The 15,125-nt window shown below is 63.7% G+C and carries 14 protein-coding genes and 1 tRNA gene; 7 read left to right on the top strand and 8 right to left on the bottom strand.

Going from position 1 to position 15,125, the window contains the following annotated elements; all coding sequences use genetic code 11:
* Positions 1-46: 46 nt before the first annotated feature.
* Positions 47-1,267, bottom strand: coding sequence for a serine hydrolase domain-containing protein (locus tag OO12_RS24015; RefSeq protein WP_235364996.1), 1,221 nt, complete (start codon positions 1,265-1,267; stop codon positions 47-49).
* Between the two features lie 115 nt (positions 1,268-1,382).
* Here OO12_RS24015 and OO12_RS24010 point away from each other — a divergent pair, with 115 nt between their 5' ends.
* Together OO12_RS24010 and OO12_RS27235 are read left to right on the top strand one after the other, a co-directional pair.
* The gene (locus tag OO12_RS24010; RefSeq protein ID WP_052216235.1) at positions 1,383-3,149 is read left to right on the top strand and encodes a class I adenylate-forming enzyme family protein; all 1,767 of its coding nucleotides are present in this window, start codon (positions 1,383-1,385) and stop codon (positions 3,147-3,149) included.
* Positions 3,150-3,209: 60 nt separating this feature from the next.
* Positions 3,210-4,292, top strand: a complete 1,083-nt coding sequence (locus OO12_RS27235; RefSeq protein WP_052216234.1) for a M23 family metallopeptidase — start codon at positions 3,210-3,212, stop codon at positions 4,290-4,292.
* A 614-nt stretch (positions 4,293-4,906) separates the two neighbouring features.
* Here OO12_RS27235 and OO12_RS24000 read toward each other — a convergent pair.
* Positions 4,907-6,367, bottom strand: coding sequence for an FGGY family carbohydrate kinase (locus OO12_RS24000; protein WP_034161275.1), 1,461 nt, complete (start codon positions 6,365-6,367; stop codon positions 4,907-4,909).
* A complete protein-coding gene (locus tag OO12_RS23995; RefSeq protein ID WP_034161274.1) occupies positions 6,364-6,735 on the bottom strand; it encodes a hypothetical protein in 372 nt (123 codons plus the stop codon). Before OO12_RS23995 ends, OO12_RS24000 begins: the two co-directional genes overlap by 4 nt.
* A gap of 314 nt (positions 6,736-7,049) precedes the next feature.
* On the opposite strand from OO12_RS23995, the gene OO12_RS23990 reads away from it, so the two are divergent.
* Together OO12_RS23990 and OO12_RS23985 are read left to right on the top strand one after the other, a co-directional pair.
* Positions 7,050-8,165 carry an AI-2E family transporter gene (locus OO12_RS23990; RefSeq protein WP_235365001.1) on the top strand — a complete coding sequence of 372 codons (1,116 nt, stop codon included), beginning with the start codon at positions 7,050-7,052 and terminating at the stop codon, positions 8,163-8,165.
* Between the two features lie 57 nt (positions 8,166-8,222).
* Positions 8,223-8,299: transfer RNA gene (locus OO12_RS23985), tRNA-Asp, on the top strand.
* Between the two features lie 230 nt (positions 8,300-8,529).
* On the opposite strand, the gene OO12_RS23980 is transcribed toward OO12_RS23985, so the two are convergent.
* From OO12_RS23980 to OO12_RS23965, 4 genes are all read right to left on the bottom strand, one after another.
* The gene (locus OO12_RS23980; RefSeq protein WP_235364995.1) at positions 8,530-8,748 is read right to left on the bottom strand and encodes a DUF2842 domain-containing protein; all 219 of its coding nucleotides are present in this window, start codon (positions 8,746-8,748) and stop codon (positions 8,530-8,532) included.
* Complete coding sequence (locus OO12_RS23975; RefSeq protein WP_034161330.1) at positions 8,745-9,287, bottom strand: 5-formyltetrahydrofolate cyclo-ligase; 543 nt, start codon at positions 9,285-9,287, stop codon at positions 8,745-8,747. The genes OO12_RS23980 and OO12_RS23975 overlap by 4 nt, the downstream gene beginning before the upstream one ends.
* A gap of 206 nt (positions 9,288-9,493) precedes the next feature.
* Positions 9,494-9,781 carry a cell division protein ZapA gene (locus OO12_RS23970; protein ID WP_034161272.1) on the bottom strand — a complete coding sequence of 96 codons (288 nt, stop codon included), beginning with the start codon at positions 9,779-9,781 and terminating at the stop codon, positions 9,494-9,496.
* Entirely contained in the window at positions 9,781-9,981 is a 201-nt protein-coding gene (locus tag OO12_RS23965) for a hypothetical protein (RefSeq protein ID WP_034161271.1), read from the bottom strand. The genes OO12_RS23970 and OO12_RS23965 overlap by 1 nt, the downstream gene beginning before the upstream one ends.
* Positions 9,982-10,149: 168 nt before the next feature.
* Between OO12_RS23965 and tkt the strand changes: the two genes are divergently transcribed.
* From tkt to OO12_RS23950, 3 genes are all read left to right on the top strand, one after another.
* A complete protein-coding gene (gene tkt / locus OO12_RS23960; protein ID WP_034161270.1) occupies positions 10,150-12,111 on the top strand; it encodes a transketolase in 1,962 nt (653 codons plus the stop codon).
* Positions 12,112-12,205: 94 nt separating this feature from the next.
* Positions 12,206-13,216 carry a type I glyceraldehyde-3-phosphate dehydrogenase gene (gap, locus tag OO12_RS23955; protein ID WP_034161269.1) on the top strand — a complete coding sequence of 337 codons (1,011 nt, stop codon included), beginning with the start codon at positions 12,206-12,208 and terminating at the stop codon, positions 13,214-13,216.
* Between the two features lie 86 nt (positions 13,217-13,302).
* Complete coding sequence (locus OO12_RS23950) at positions 13,303-14,502, top strand: phosphoglycerate kinase (RefSeq protein WP_034161268.1); 1,200 nt, start codon at positions 13,303-13,305, stop codon at positions 14,500-14,502.
* 12 nt (positions 14,503-14,514) lie between these two features.
* Here the strand turns inward: OO12_RS23950 and OO12_RS23945 are convergent, their stop codons facing one another.
* Positions 14,515-15,021: a TlpA family protein disulfide reductase gene (locus OO12_RS23945; protein WP_443024599.1), complete on the bottom strand. Its 507-nt coding sequence runs from the start codon at positions 15,019-15,021 to the stop codon at positions 14,515-14,517.
* Positions 15,022-15,125 lie beyond the last annotated feature (104 nt).

Raw genomic sequence — 15,125 nt, 5'->3', positions numbered from 1 at the left:
CGGCCTGTTCATGCGATACGAACCCGGCCATGGCCGGGCAGGGGTTTCAGGTCAGCGCGGAATAGATCAGCGTCTTCAACTCGCGGCGGATCGGATAGACGTTCGATGGGCTCATCTGCGTCATGAACACCATGTGCAGCTTCTCCACGGGGTCGATGAAGAAGGCGGTCGAGAACATGCCGCCCCAATAATATTCACCGACCGAGCCCGGTATCATCGAGCGCGCGACATCGATATTGACCGCGAAACCGAGCCCGAAGCCAGTGCCGGCATTGGCGGCTTCGCTGAACAGCGATTGCGACATGGTCGAAAGATCGGATCCGCCGGGCAGGTGATTCTGCGTCATCAGTTCGAGCGTCTTGCGCCCGACGATGCGTGCGCCATCGAGTTCCCCGCCATTGAGACACATCTGGCAGAAGCGGTGATAGTCGAGCGCGGTCGAGACCAGGCCGCCGCCGCCCGAAAGCAGCTTCGGCTTGCGGCTCCAGGCGCTTTCGGCGCCGCGATCGTACATCACGCGGCCCTTGCCGGCGACGAAGGTATAGCAGTCGGTCAGGCGGTCGATCTTGTCGGCGGGCACGTCGAAGAACGTGTCGTCCATCTTCAGCGGCGCGAAGAGCCGCGCGCGGAAGAACGCATCGAGCTTCATGCCCGAGACTCGCTCGACCACCGCGCCAAGCACGTCGGTCGAGACTGAATAATTCCAGCCCTCGCCAGGCGAGAATTCGAGCGGGATCCTGCCCAGTGCGGCGATAAACTCGTCGAGATCGAGATTGCCGTGCCAGTTCTCGATCTTGCCCTCGCGGTACGCGGCATCGATATTGGAGCGGTTCTGAAAACCATAGGTCAGGCCGGAGGTATGGCGCAGCAGATCGACCATGCGCATCGGCTCGGCCGTCGCCTTGGTCGCGAAGGGCACGCCCGCGCCGCCGCCATTATAGATGCCCAGGCCCTTGAATTCGGGCAGCACATGGTGGACCGGCGTATCGACCGCGACCAGGCCCTGTTCGACCAGCATCATGAAAGCGATCGAGGTGATCGGCTTGGTCATCGACGCGATGCGGAACAGCGATGTCTCGTCGATCGGCTTGCCGCCTTCGCGGGCTGCGCCCTGGCTGCTGAAATGGACGATCTCGCCGTCGCGGGCGATCAGCAGTTGGGCATTGGGCAGCTTGCCCGAATCGACATAGCGCTCCTTCAGCAGGCCATCGATATGGGCCAGTCTGGTGGCGTCTAAACCGTGCGATCCTGGCTTGGCGATCTTCATCTGGCTTTCCATACCCCCGGTTCGAAACTGGTCGCACCCTATTGCCTTGAGTGGCGCGCGAATCAACACTAACCTTGGTTGCAACGGCAGATAAGCCAAACCCGAAGTTCAGAATATGGAGAGACGCGTCTTGGATATCGAACCTCTCATCGCGCTCGACCCCAACTGGCCCGTGATCTCGCTGGCGCAGGCGCAGGCCGCACTGACCGTACCCGGCAGCAAGTTCGAAATGGACACGGCCGATATTCGCGGTGTGCCGACTCGGGTGTGGAAATATGCGCCGCCCTCGCTCGCGTTCCTGATCCAGGCGGCACGCGCCTATGGGCAGAATGTCTTCACCGTCTATGAGGACGAGCGCGTCACCTATGAGGCGAATTATCGCGCGGTCGCGGCCCTTGCGACGAAGTTGCAGGAAATGGGCGTGGCGAAGGGCGACCGTGTCGCGATCGCGATGCGTAACTTGCCCGAATGGCCGGTGATCTTCTTCGCCGCCGCATCGATCGGCGCGATCGTCGTGCCGCTGAACGCATGGTGGACTGCCGGCGAGCTGGAATATGGCATCGACGATTCGGGCACGCGAATTCTGTTCGTCGATGACGAACGCCATCAGCGGCTGGTCGAGTCAGGCCCGGCGCTGCCCGCGGTGGAGCGGATCATCGTCGCGCGCGCGTCCGGCGCGCTGGAGGGCAGGGCGTCGCGGCTGGAGGATCTGATCGGCACACCGACCGATTATGCGGCGCTGCCCGATGCGCCGTTCCCGCAGGTCGCGATCGACACAGATGACGATGCGACGATTTTCTACACCAGCGGCACGACCGGTCATCCCAAGGGCGCGCTCGGCACGCATCGCAACCTGATGACCAATATCATGTCGGGCGGCTATGCCTCGGCGCGATCGGTGCTGCGTCGCGGCGAAACGCCCCCCGACCCGACGCCGCGCACGATGCTGACGGTCATCCCCTTGTTCCATGTCACCGCGTGCAGCGCGAGCATGATGGGGGTGATCGCGACCGGGTCGACCATGATCTTCATGCGCAAATGGGACGTGGTGCGCGCGATGGAGATCATCGAGCGCGAGAAGGTCAATATTACCGGGGGCGTGCCGACCGTCGCCTGGCAGTTGATCGAGCATCCCGACCGATCGAAATACGATCTCTCCTCGCTCGAAGCGATCGCTTATGGTGGCGCGCCGTCCGCGCCCGAGCTGGTCAAGCGCATCCATGAGGAATTCGGCGCGCTGCCCGGCAATGGCTGGGGCATGACCGAGACGATGGCGACGGTGACCAGCCATTCGAGCGAGGATTATCTCAACCGCCCGACCAGCGCGGGGCCGCCGGTCGCGGTCGCCGACCTCAAGATCATGGGCGATGACGGCACGACCGAGATGCCGCTCGGCGAGGTCGGCGAGCTCTGGGCGCGCGGGCCGATGATCGTGAAGGGGTATTGGAACAAGCCGCAGGCGACCGCCGAGACCTTTATCGACGGCTGGGTGCGCACCGGCGACCTCGCCAGGCTCGATGCGGAGGGCTTTGTCTATATCGTCGATCGCGCCAAGGACATGATCATCCGCGGCGGCGAGAATATCTATTCGAGCGAAGTCGAGAACGTCCTTTATGCCCATCCCGCAGTGACCGATTGCGCGCTGATCGGCATCCCGCACCGGACACTCGGCGAAGAACCGGCGGCGGTGGTCCATCTCGCGCCGGGCATGGAGGCGACCGAGGCGGAATTGCAGGCCTGGGTGCGTGAGCGGCTTGCGGTGTTCAAGACGCCGGTCGCGATCCGGTTCGTGCACGAGACCTTGCCGCGCAACGCCAATGGCAAGATCATGAAAAAGGATCTGAAGATATTGTTCGAGGACAGGCTTGGGGCGGCGGCCTGACGCGGTTACACCGCGTCGATGCGATTTCTCCATTTGCTCCCGCTATGTGTTGCTCCGGTCTTGCTCGGGAGCGCCAGCGGCGAGACGCTGTCCGAATCGTTCGATATCAGCATTCCGCAGCGTCCCCAGATCGTCGCAACCGATGGCGGGACAGGGGTTCGCTACGAGCTTCATGTGACGAATTTTACCGCGATGCCGCGGGTGGTGCGCGGGATATTGGTTACCGATGCCGACACCGGCAAGGTCATCAAGAGTTTCAGCGGCCGACCGCTGCAGGCACATCTGGTCCCGCTTACCGGGGCAAAGGATGATCCGGGTTCGGCGCGGGTGACGATCCAGCCTGGCACCCGGGCTGTCCTCTATGTCGAACTGACCGGTCCGTTGCCACGGCGGATCGGCCATATGGTGGATTATGTCGGCAACTGTGAGACGTGTCCGGCGCGCCTCGAAATCGCGGCGGTTGCGGTGAGCCAGGCCGCGCCGGTGACGCTGGCGCCGCCGCTGGGCGCTGGGACCTGGGCGGCGGTGCAGTCGCCGGACTGGCCGCGCGGCCATCGCCGGGTGATCTATACCCTGGGCGGCAAGGCGCGGATTCCGGGACGTTATGCGATCGACTGGGTCGGTCTCGACGATGCCGGCCGTACCACTCGGGGCGACGCCGACCGCCCGGGGGATGCGATCGGCTATGACGCGCCGGTCCTTGCCGGTGCCGATGCGCGCGTCGCTGCGGTGCGTGACGGGATGGCGGAAAGCGCGTCGATCGAGCGAAATCCGGCTCATGCCCTTGGCGACGGATCGGGCAATTATGTCGCGCTCGACCTGGGGCAGGGCCGCTACGCGTTCTACGAACATTTGCGGTCGGGCAGCATCAGCGTGAAGGCCGGGCAGCGCGTACGCCGGGGCGAGGTCATCGGCGCGCTGGGTTTCAGCGGCGATACGACCGGCCCGCATCTTCATCTGCACGTCGCGGACGGCTTTGATCCGCTCAAGGCGGAAGGGCTCCCCTTTACGATCGATGCCTATACCGAGATCGGCCGGTATGACGATATCGGGGCGCTCGGCAGCAAGCCGTGGCAATCGACCGGCGTGATGCGCAAGTCGCGCGAATGGCCCGCATCCAATGTCGTGGTGCGCTTCCGCTAAACCCCGGAGACCCACGGCATCGGCCGCTCTATGAGATGCTTGCACCGCGAGCGTTGGGGCAATCCTGCTTTCGACAATAAGAAAGAGCGCGCCGGCAAAAGTCCGGCAGGTGCTGAAATGCGCGATCCTCGATCATGGTTGAATCGCCGTCGGCGCCAAGGCGAACGCACGGAGATATGTTACACCCTAATGTAACATATCTCTTGTGCCGCCGGCTCGGCGGTCGACTAGAATAACTATTTATATATCAAATATTTAGCGCCTATATATGGCATTCTGCGATGCTGGGCGCGTGACTTGTGGAGTTTTGGAGCACTGGGTTTGAATGAAACATCCCCTCAGGTCGTTTCGAGCGAAGTCAAGAAACCACGTGCAACTATCTGCTCGATCGACGCTGGGTAAAGCTCGCGGCGGCAGTGTGTCCCAGCCAGGGGATTTGATCCGCTACCCCGTTCGCGCCGAGCCTGGCGAAGCCTATCCCGAACGCCTGCCTTGCAGGCAGTCGAATGGGGCAGTTCCTTCTTTTTCTGACATGGGCGAGGAAGGGCGGTGCTTCGACAGGCTCAGCGCGAACGGCGGAGGTGATTCCACCCAGGCCGACATCGCTTTACGGCTCAACCGACCACTTTCGCGACAGCGGCCTGCCATCCGGCGAGCCGCGCGGCCCGGGCATCGGCGTCGATCGCCGGTTCGAATGTCTCGACATTGCCTCGCATGACGCTGGCTTCTTCGAGCCCGGCGAAAATGCCGCATCCGACGCCGGCCAGCATTGCTGCACCCAGCGCGGTCGTCTCGGCGAATTTCGGGCGTTCCACGGTGAGGTTCAGAATATCGGCCATATCCTGCGCCATCCAGTTGTTGGCGACCATGCCGCCATCGATCCGGACGCTTTGCCAATCGACACCGTCGGCCGCAAAGGCGGTCTTCAGGTCGTGTGCCTGATGCGCCATCGCCTCAAGCGCGGCGCGGACGATATGCGCCTTGGTGGTCGAGAAGCTCAGCCCGCTCAGCGTGCCGCGCGCTTCGGGCTGCCACCACGGCGCGCCGAGGCCCGACAAGGCAGGGACGAGATAGGCGCCGCCATTGTCCGGCACGCTGCGCGCCAATGCCTCGGTTTCGGCAGCAGTGCCGATCAGGCCGATCTCATCGCGCAGCCATTTGATCAGGCTGCCGGCGACGAACACCGACCCTTCAAGCGCATAGGAACGGCGTCCGCCCAATTGCCAGACGATGGTCGACAACAGGCGGTTGCGCGAGGTTGGCGGGATCGGACCCGCTTGAGTCAGCACGAACGCCCCGGTGCCGAAAGTCGCCTTGGTCTCGCCAGGCTCGAGACAGGATTGGCCGATCGTCGCGGCTTGCTGATCACCGGCGATGCCACAGATCGGGATGGCGCCGCCGAACAGGGTCGTTTCGCCGAATTGTCCCGCGCAATCGACGATCTCGGGCAAGGCCTTGCGCGGGGCGCCGAACAATTCGATCAGCCCGTCATCCCAATGGCCGCTGCCGATCGCCATCAGCGCGGTGCGGCTGGCATTGGTCGCATCGGTGATGTGTACGCCGCCAGTCAGTTTCCAGATCAGCCAGCTTTCGATCGTACCGATGGCAAGGCGACTCCCGGCTTCCTTCAATTGCGGCCAGTTCTCCATCGCCCAGCCGATCTTCGAGCCCGAGAAATAGGGATCGAGCAACAGGCCGGTCTTGGCTTGCACGGCGGGCTCATGCCCCGCCTCGCGCAAGTCGCGGCACATCGCCGCGGTGCGCCGATCCTGCCACACGATCGCGGGGGCGAGCGGCTCGCCGCTCTCGCGGTCCCAGAACACCACTGTCTCGCGCTGATTGGTGATGCCGATCGCGGCGATCCGCTCCGCGCCACCGGCCTGCTCGATCACCGTTCGCGTCGCGGCGAGCGTCTTGGTCCAGATTTCGGCGGCGTCATGCTCGACGCGCCCGGGCTCGGGGTAGGATTGCCTGAGTTCCTCCGCCTTTGTCGCAAGGCATTTGCCGTCGGGCTCGAAGAGCATGGCACGAGTCGAGGTGGTGCCTTCGTCGATGACCAGAAGCAGATCGTTCATGTCGTTACGGTGTCCGGAAGCAGGATGCTGGCAATCAGGCCGGCGATCGCAATGAGGAATGCGACGCCGATCAGGGCGGTCAGGAGTCCGAGCGAGAAATTGCCCGGGTCGCTGCGGGTGGGATCGAATAGCTTGCCGAAGAAACTGCCATAGAGCATTCCCACCGATACGCCCCAGGCAGCGGAGAAAAAGGACCGCGTCGCGCGCGTCGGGTTCCGGACGGCGATCGCCGCGGCGATCATCATCGCGCCCGCCAGCATATCGTCCATCCAGAAGGCGACCGGGCGGCCGACACCCCAGGATCGATAGGCCTCGCCCACCATGAGCAGGAGGGCGCCGATGATCGCGACGATGCGGAGCGGCTTCATATCGCGCCGATCGCCTCGCGACCGAGGTCGAGGAGATTCCATTGCATCAACGCTCTCCCGTCCCGTCCCGCCCCGCTGATTCGTCGTGCGGGGTCGAGCCCCACATGAAACGATGCCAGCCGGGATTACAAGCAGAGGGAATGACGCTAGGGTCAGTGGGAATTATACCGAAGGGCGGGCACGAAGTGGCGGATAAGGCGACGGAAGAACAGAAGCCGATCGAACAGCCGCCGATCACGCCGGCGTCGACTTTCGGCGCGTTCGGACTGCCGCTCATCGGCACGGTCGAGGCAGGCGAAGATGCGCGGATCGCGATGCGCCGCGATCGCCTGCTTGCCGCGCTCACCCTGATCTGTGGCATAGGGCTGGCGCTGGCGCTGCCCTTCGCGCTGAAGGCGGGGGCGGAGTTCTTCCTGCCGACCACGGCGGCGCTGGTCGTCGCGATCGCACTGGTGCCGGTGCTGGAATGGCTCGAGCGGCATCATGTGCCGTCGCCGCTGGCAGCGCTGACCTGCGTGCTGCTGTTCCTGGTCGCGGCGAACATCGCGCTGGCGGCGATTGTCGTGCCGGCGACCGAGTTCTTCCGCAAGCTGCCCGACCGGATCAACCGCATCCAGATGAACATCCAGCCGGTGCTCGACCTTTATTCGACGCTGGAGAAATACATCAACCGCACAGTACGCCAGCTCGCCGCGAATGACGCGGTGCGTCAGCCGCAGACCGTCGCCGCGACACCGCCCAATTCGATTCTGGAACTGGCCGCGACCTCCGCGCCGACTTTGATCATCCAGGTCTTCTTCGCGATCCTGGTGGTCTATTTCTTCCTCTCCGGCTGGACCCGGTTGCGCAAGAAGACGATCACCAGCCGGTCGAGCTTCGGCGGCGCGATGGCGACCGCGCGGGTGATCCAGGATGTGGTCGATGACGTGTCGGCCTATCTCGGCACGATCACGGTGATCAATCTCTCGCTTGGGCTGGTCATCGCCTTTGCGCTGTGGCTGCTCGACATGCCCTTCCCGCTGATGTGGGGCGGCATCGTCGCGCTGCTCAACTATGTGCCCTATTTCGGACCGATCATTGCGGCGCTGCTGCTGCTGCTCGGCGGGCTGATGACCTTTCAGGACGTCTGGGTCGCGGTGCTGCCCGCGGTGATCATGATCGGCGCGCATCTGATCGAGGCGAATGCGGTGACGCCGTTCATCGTCGGCCACCGCCTGACCATCAACCCGATTCTGATTCTTATCTCGCTCAGCTTCTGGGGATGGGTGTGGGGAACCACCGGCGCGCTGCTCGCGGTCCCGTTGCTGATCATCCTGCAGACCGTGATCGGCGCGGCGGGCAAGCCGGATATCGCGGGTTTCCTGTTCGAACACGGCACCTTGACCCAGCAGCGCAAGCGCCGCGGACGGAATGATTTGCCTGAAGCATAAACAGTCTGTTGACAGGGTAGGGCACCTCGCTTAGGTGCCGCGCCTCACGCTTCATAAGCGGGTGTAGCTCAGTTGGTTAGAGCGCCGGCCTGTCACGCCGGAGGTCGCGGGTTCGAGCCCCGTCACTCGCGCCATTCCTCAGATGGAATGGCTGCAAGCGTTCTTCGAAAGATCGCGATTTCAGGTCTGGCCGGGCTTTGCGCCCGCCATTCGCTTCGAGCGTAATCGAGAAGCGTCGCATGGTGCCCGGGGCCTGTTTCCTGACGATCGCCCGTCCGGGCCGAGATTCATCCTGAGCGCCTGCCGTGGGAGGCGGGGACGGGCGCGAGACGGACCGAGCAGGGTGGGTGTCGGGCTTAGCGCGTCAGCGCCAGCGTCCGGTTTCCATCCACAGCAGCATTCGCCGCATCGGCAGGATCCACAGCCACACGATGCCGGTGAAAAGGTAGAAGGCAAGCTGCAGCACCCAGTGCCAGTTGCCGACCCAGCCAGACAGCGTCGCCACCAGCACGACCCAGATCGTGATCATCGCGAGAATCGCCAGCATACCGACCGGTTTGCGCCAGCTGGGGCCCGTATTCATCGAGTGATCCATTCTTTTTCGGTGACGATGGCGTGGAGCGGGACGTCCCACGATTCGATCGGCAGTGATTCGACTTGCTGTATCGACCAGGCGATGCCGATTCGCCAGCTGTCGGGGAAGCGCAGAAAGGCGCGATCATAATAGCCCGCGCCCTGGCCAAGGCGGTTGAGCGACCGGTCAAAGGCGACCAGCGGTGCGAGAATGATGTCGGGGCTGAGCTCGGCGGCGTCCTCGGCCGGCTGGTGCAGGCCGAACGGGCCGGCGATCAGCGCTGCCTCGGTATCCCAGCTGAGGAAGCGCATCGGGGTCGCGCGGTTGACGATATGGGGCAGGGCGATGACGCACCCCGCCTCGACCGCGGCACGGGCAAGCGGGCTGGGATCGGCCTCGCTGTCCATCGGCACATAGGATGCGACGGTCATGCCGTGCGACAGCCGCGCCAGATAGGCGGCGGGCGGCTTCATCACTGGCTGCATCCTGGCCACAAAGTCGTCGCGCGCGGCGCGCGTCGCGATGCGCAGGGCCTGTTTATCGAGCATCATCTCAAAATACGGTGATTGTGGCGGGACCACCGTGGCCGTTTGCCTGAATATCCTCTGACGCCAGTAGCATCAGGTGGGGATCATGTACGACAGGCCAGGACCTGCGCAGGGACAACCCCCTAGGAAGAATAATCGCCTCAGGGATAATCGGTAAGGCTCGTACCGGGCAGTGCCCGCCATTTATTGTTATAGGGATTGAGAGGTTAATTCTCAAGTGTCGAAGCCAGGCCTTCCAGCCGGTCGGCAAGTTTTTCGAGCAAAGCGGCATTGGCGCTTTCAGTCGGGCGCCGCTCGGCCTCGTCGAGCGAATCGGCGAGCATCAGCGCGATGAACAACATGGTGCGTTCGGCATTGAGGCCACCGGCGGCGCGCGATGCCGCCGGCCAGCGGGCGTCGAGCATGGCGCTGACCCGAAGCAATTGATCCTCTTCGCCGTCACGGCAGGCGACGGTATGGCGGTGGTCGCCAATGGTCAGGGTGACGTCGGCCATCAGTCCCCACTCTCCTGCGCTATATCTTCCTGCGCAATGATGTCGTCGAGCGCGGCAATCGCCTCGACCATGCGGCGGCGCAGCGCCTCGTGACGGTTGGCGAACGCCTGGTTCGCACGGGTTCGGGCGGCCATCGCGGCGTCGATCCGGGCAAGGGCGCCCTCGATGCGATCGGTGGCGGAAGAAGGGACATCGGCCATGTTGTTGCGATAGCACGGCTTCGCGCTGCGACAAGATCGATTTGGACCACAAGGTTGACGCAGCGTTCGAGCCACCGCAAAGACCGCGCACATTATCGACTCGCCGGCTGCCCTGCGACCAGCTTTTGGGCCAAGAGCTTTTGGGGCCCCGGTAACCCGAGGAAACCGATGCCCGCATCAGATACCGATCTCGCCAATGCCATCCGCGCGCTTGCGATGGACGCCGTCGAGGCCGCCAATTCCGGCCACCCCGGCATGCCGATGGGCATGGCCGATGTCGCGACTGTGCTGTTCACCCGCTATCTGAAGTTTGATCCTGCCGATCCGGCCTGGCCCGATCGTGACCGCTTCGTGCTGTCGGCGGGCCATGGGTCGATGCTGATTTACGCGCTGCTCAACCTGACCGGCTATGCGCGCCCGACGATGGATGACATCCGCCGCTTCCGGAAGCTTGGCAGCCCCTGCGCCGGTCACCCGGAGAATTTCGAGCTGGCGGGAGTCGAGGCGACCACCGGTCCGCTGGGGCAAGGCTTTGCGATGGCGGTCGGCATGGCGGTGGCGGAGCGTCACCTGAACGCGGTGTTCGACGATAGCCTGGTCGATCACAATACCTGGGTGATTTCCGGTGATGGCTGCCTGATGGAAGGCATCAACCATGAGGCAGTCGGGCTGGCCGGGCATCTCGGCCTGGGTCGCCTCAACGTGCTGTGGGACGACAACAAGATCACTATCGACGGCGCGACGAGCCTGTCGACCAGCGAGGATATTCCGGCGCGCTATCGTGCGAGCGGCTGGCATGTCGTGTCGTGCGACGGCCATGACACCGCCGACATCGCCCGGGCGATGGATGAAGCGCTGGCCGATCCGCGCCCGTCGCTGATCCAGTGTCACACGATTATCGGCAAGGGTGCGCCGAACAAGCAGGGCACTTCCGCAACGCATGGCGCTGCGCTGGGTGCGGCGGAAGTCGCCGCGGCGCGCGAGACATTGGGCTGGACCTCGGCGCCGTTCGAGATCCCGGCGGACATTCGCGACACTTGGCTGGCCGCCGGTGCGCGCGGTGGTGCCGTTCGCAAAGAATGGCAGGTACGACTGGCAAATCATTCGGATCGTGCAGAATTTGAGCGCCGCATGGCCGGCGACCTGCCGGCGGGTGATGTCGTCTCCAAGGCGTTTTCCGGCTGGACGAGCACGCCGCAGAATGTCGCGTCGCGTAAATCGTCCGAGCTGGCACTTGACGTCATGACGCCATTGGTACCCGAGATGCTCGGCGGATCAGCCGATCTGACCGGATCGAACAACACCAAGGCCAAGGGGCAGCAGCCGCTGACGCGCGACGATTATGCCGGGCGCTATGTCTATTACGGCATCCGCGAATTCGGCATGAGCGCGGCGATGAATGGCATGGCGCTGCACGGCGGCGTGATTCCCTATGGCGGCACCTTCCTGGTGTTCAGCGACTATGCCCGCCCCGCGATCCGCCTCTCGGCGCTTCAGCAGGTGCGCGTGATCTACGTCATGACGCATGATTCGATCGGGTTGGGCGAGGATGGTCCGACGCATCAGCCGATCGAACATCTGATGTCGCTCCGCATGATCCCCAATCTCGATGTGTATCGCCCATGCGATGCGGTCGAGACGGCGGAATGCTGGGCGCTGGCGCTGGAGAAGAAGAACGGACCCGGCCTGCTCGCGCTGTCGCGGCAGAATCTGCAGCAACTGCGCACCGGTGGCGAGATGCTCAGCGCCAAGGGCGGGTATCGGTTGCGCGAAGCCAATGCGGCACGTCGCGTGGTGCTGATCGCGACCGGTTCCGAAGTACATGTCGCGGTGTCGGTCGCCGACCGGCTGGAGGAACATGGCATCGGCGCGGACGTGGTCTCGATGCCTTGCACCTCGCGCTTCGATGCACAGAGCGACGAATACCGCGCCGATGTGCTGCCCGAGGGCGTGCTGCGCGTGTCGATCGAGGCGGGCGTGACCTGGGGGTGGGAGCGCTACACCGGGGATGCCGGCTTGCGCTTCGGCATTGACGGCTTCGGCGCTTCGGCCCCGATCGAGCCATTATATGAGCATTTCGGCCTGACCGCGGAGGCGATCACGCCGCAGATTATTGCCGCATTGAACTAATGCCACAGCCGTTCGCCCTGAGCTTGTCGAAGGGTAGGCGCTTGGGCTTCGACAGGCTCAGCCCGAACGGGTTGAGGAGATCAGGAGGAAGACTATGACGATCAAGGTTGCGATCAACGGGTTCGGGCGCATTGGCCGCCTCGTCGCGCGCGCGGTGCTGGAGCGGGGCGATACCGGCCTCGAACTCGTCGCGATCAACGATCTGGCCGACGCCAAGTCGAACGCATGGCTGTTCAGCCGTGATTCGGTACACGGCAAATACCCCGGCAAGGTCTCGGCCGAGGGCCAGGATCTGGTGGTCGACGGCAAGCGTATCCGCGTCACCGCCGAGCGTGACCCGGCGAACCTGCCGCACAAGGAACTGGGCGTCGACATCGTGCTCGAATGCACCGGCTTCTTCACTGACCGCGAGAGCGTGCAGAAGCATCTCGATGCCGGCGCGAAGAAGGTGCTGATCTCGGCGCCGGGCAAGGGCGTCGACCTGACCGTCGTCTATGGCGTCAACCATGACAAGCTCGAGGCGGGCCATAATATCGTCTCGAACGCATCGTGCACGACCAACTGCCTGGCGCCGGTCGCCAAGGTGCTGAACGATTCGATCGGCATTGAGCGCGGCCTGATGACCACGGTCCATGCCTATACCAACGACCAGAAGATCCTCGATCAGATCCACCCCGATCTGCGCCGTGCGCGTGCCGCCGGCATGTCAATGATCCCGACCACCACCGGTGCGGCGCGTGCCGTCGGCGAAGTGCTGCCCGAACTGAAGGGCAAGCTCGACGGTTCGGCAATCCGCGTGCCGACCCCGGACGTCTCGTTGATCGACCTGACCTTCACCCCGTCGCGCGATACGACGAAGGAAGAAGTCAACGCGATCCTCAAGGCAGCGTCGGAGAGCGGTCCGCTCAAGGGCATTCTCGATTACACCGATGAGCCGCTGGTTTCGATCGACCTCATGCACACACCGGCATCCTCGACCGTCGACAGCCTGGAAACAGCCGTGCTCGACGGGAAGCTGGTTCGCGTGGTCAGCTGGTATGACAATGAATGGGGCTTCTCCAACCGCATGGTCGACACGGCCGGCGCGATGGCCAAGTTCATCTGATGACCGCGCCGCCGCCCCGGCTATCGGGGCGGCGGCACGGCATGCGGCGCGGCATGTGTCGATAATGTGATCGGGATTGAAGAAGCATGAGCAGGTCATTTAAAACACTCGATGATATGGGTGAAATCTCGGGCAAGCGCGTGCTTGTTCGCGAAGATCTGAACGTGCCGATGGCGGACGGCGTGGTCACCGACGACACTCGACTGCGCGCGACCTTGCCGACGGTGAGCGAACTGGCCGACAAGGGCGCGATCGTGCTGATCCTGGCGCATTTCGGCCGCCCCAAGGGGCAGCGTAATCCGGACCTGTCGCTGGCGATGCTGACCAAGCCTTATGAGGCCGTGCTCGGCCGTCCGGTGCGATTCATTGGCGATTGCGCCGGTGAAGAGGCTGTGGCGGCGGTGGCGACACTGCAGGCCGGCGACGTCGCGATCCTCGAAAACACGCGCTTCCACGCGGGTGAAGAGAAGAATGATCCCGCGCTGGTCGCCGACATGGCGAAGCTCGGCGACTTCTATGTCAACGACGCCTTCTCCGCGGCGCACCGCGCCCATGCCTCGACCGAGGGGCTGGCGCATGTGCTGCCGGCTTTTGCCGGGCGGGCGATGGAAGCCGAACTCGATGCGCTCGACAAGGCGCTGGGCAATCCCGAGCATCCCGTTGCGGCGGTGGTCGGCGGCGCAAAGGTGTCGACCAAGCTCGACGTGCTCAAGCATCTGGTGGCGCGCGTCGATCATTTGATCATCGGTGGCGGCATGGCCAACACTTTCCTCGCCGCGCGCGGTGTCGATGTGGGCAAGTCGCTGTGCGAACATGATCTGACCGGCACGGCCGAGGAGATTTTCGACGCGGCGGAGCGCGCCAATTGCACGATTCATTTGCCCTATGACGTGGTGGTGGCGAAGGACTTCCGCGCCAACCCGCCGATCCGCACTATCAATGTGCATGAGGTCGCGGCGGACGAAATGATCCTCGATGTCGGCCCTGCGGCGGTCGAGGCACTGGCCGATGTGCTGAAGAATTGCCGCACCCTGGTGTGGAACGGCCCGATGGGCGCGTTCGAGACGCCACCGTTCGACACGGCAACGGTCGCGCTGGCCAGGACGGCCGCTGCGCTGACTCGCGACGGGTCGCTGGTGTCGGTCGCGGGCGGTGGCGATACGGTCGCGGCGCTCAATCAGGCAGGCGTGGGTGCCGATTTCACCTTTGTTTCGACCGCCGGCGGCGCTTTCCTGGAATGGATGGAAGGCAAGGAATTGCCAGGAGTTGCCGCGCTCGCGCGCTGACCGCGCTATGCGTCAAGACGCTGGCGCCGGCTCGTTGAGCAACGGCACCAGATTGGCATTCAGGTCTTCGAGGGAGAATGATGCCGCCTTGGCGTAGCGAATGCGGCCGCTGCGATCGATGATATAGTTGGTTGGCACGGCCCTGATCTGACCATAGGGGCCGGAAATCTTTCGCACTGCTGGCATCTTCATCAGCGCGAACATCTTTTTCAGCTGATAGATTGGCGCCGAATCCTCGGTCGTTACGGCGAATATCTTGAGCCCATGCTGTTTTTGCGCATCGTAATAACGATCGAGCAACGGCAATTCTTCCCGGCACGGTACACACCAGGTGGCCCAGAAATTCAGCACGATGACATTACCGCGCAGTTGATCCAGCGAGACCTTCGATCCGTCGACCAGGGTAATTTCGAACGGCGGCGCCATGTCGCCGACCTTGGGAATTTTCGCGCCGACCAGTGTCAGCGCCATTACCCCAAGTCCCAACGCTTTGAACAACCCCGGTACGCGATTCGCCATGTGACCATCCCCTGTCACGGAAAGAGTGTGACGTGTTCCACAATGCGTCAAGCACCTCTCGGCTCACCGCACATTGCCCCGCAGCGCTTGCCCGGCTAACAGCC

The organism is Sphingomonas sp. ERG5, assembly GCF_000803065.1.
Classification (GTDB): Bacteria; Pseudomonadota; Alphaproteobacteria; order Sphingomonadales; family Sphingomonadaceae; genus Sphingomonas.
This window is presented reverse-complemented; position numbering and strand designations above follow the sequence as displayed.

Coding starts and splice junctions, on each gene's coding strand:
- OO12_RS24015 (WP_235364996.1), bottom strand. CDS start 1,267: ATGAAGATCGCCAAGCCAGGATCGCACGGTTTAGACGCCACCAGACTG.
- OO12_RS24010 (WP_052216235.1), top strand. CDS start 1,383: ATGGAGAGACGCGTCTTGGATATCGAACCTCTCATCGCGCTCGACCCC.
- OO12_RS24000 (WP_034161275.1), bottom strand. CDS start 6,367: ATGAACGATCTGCTTCTGGTCATCGACGAAGGCACCACCTCGACTCGT.
- OO12_RS23995 (WP_034161274.1), bottom strand. CDS start 6,735: ATGAAGCCGCTCCGCATCGTCGCGATCATCGGCGCCCTCCTGCTCATG.
- OO12_RS23990 (WP_235365001.1), top strand. CDS start 7,050: ATGCGCCGCGATCGCCTGCTTGCCGCGCTCACCCTGATCTGTGGCATA.
- OO12_RS23980 (WP_235364995.1), bottom strand. CDS start 8,748: ATGAATACGGGCCCCAGCTGGCGCAAACCGGTCGGTATGCTGGCGATT.
- OO12_RS23975 (WP_034161330.1), bottom strand. CDS start 9,287: ATGCTCGATAAACAGGCCCTGCGCATCGCGACGCGCGCCGCGCGCGAC.
- OO12_RS23970 (WP_034161272.1), bottom strand. CDS start 9,781: ATGGCCGACGTCACCCTGACCATTGGCGACCACCGCCATACCGTCGCC.
- OO12_RS23965 (WP_034161271.1), bottom strand. CDS start 9,981: ATGGCCGATGTCCCTTCTTCCGCCACCGATCGCATCGAGGGCGCCCTT.
- tkt (WP_034161270.1), top strand. CDS start 10,150: ATGCCCGCATCAGATACCGATCTCGCCAATGCCATCCGCGCGCTTGCG.
- gap (WP_034161269.1), top strand. CDS start 12,206: ATGACGATCAAGGTTGCGATCAACGGGTTCGGGCGCATTGGCCGCCTC.
- OO12_RS23950 (WP_034161268.1), top strand. CDS start 13,303: ATGAGCAGGTCATTTAAAACACTCGATGATATGGGTGAAATCTCGGGC.
- OO12_RS23945 (WP_443024599.1), bottom strand. CDS start 15,021: ATGGCGAATCGCGTACCGGGGTTGTTCAAAGCGTTGGGACTTGGGGTA.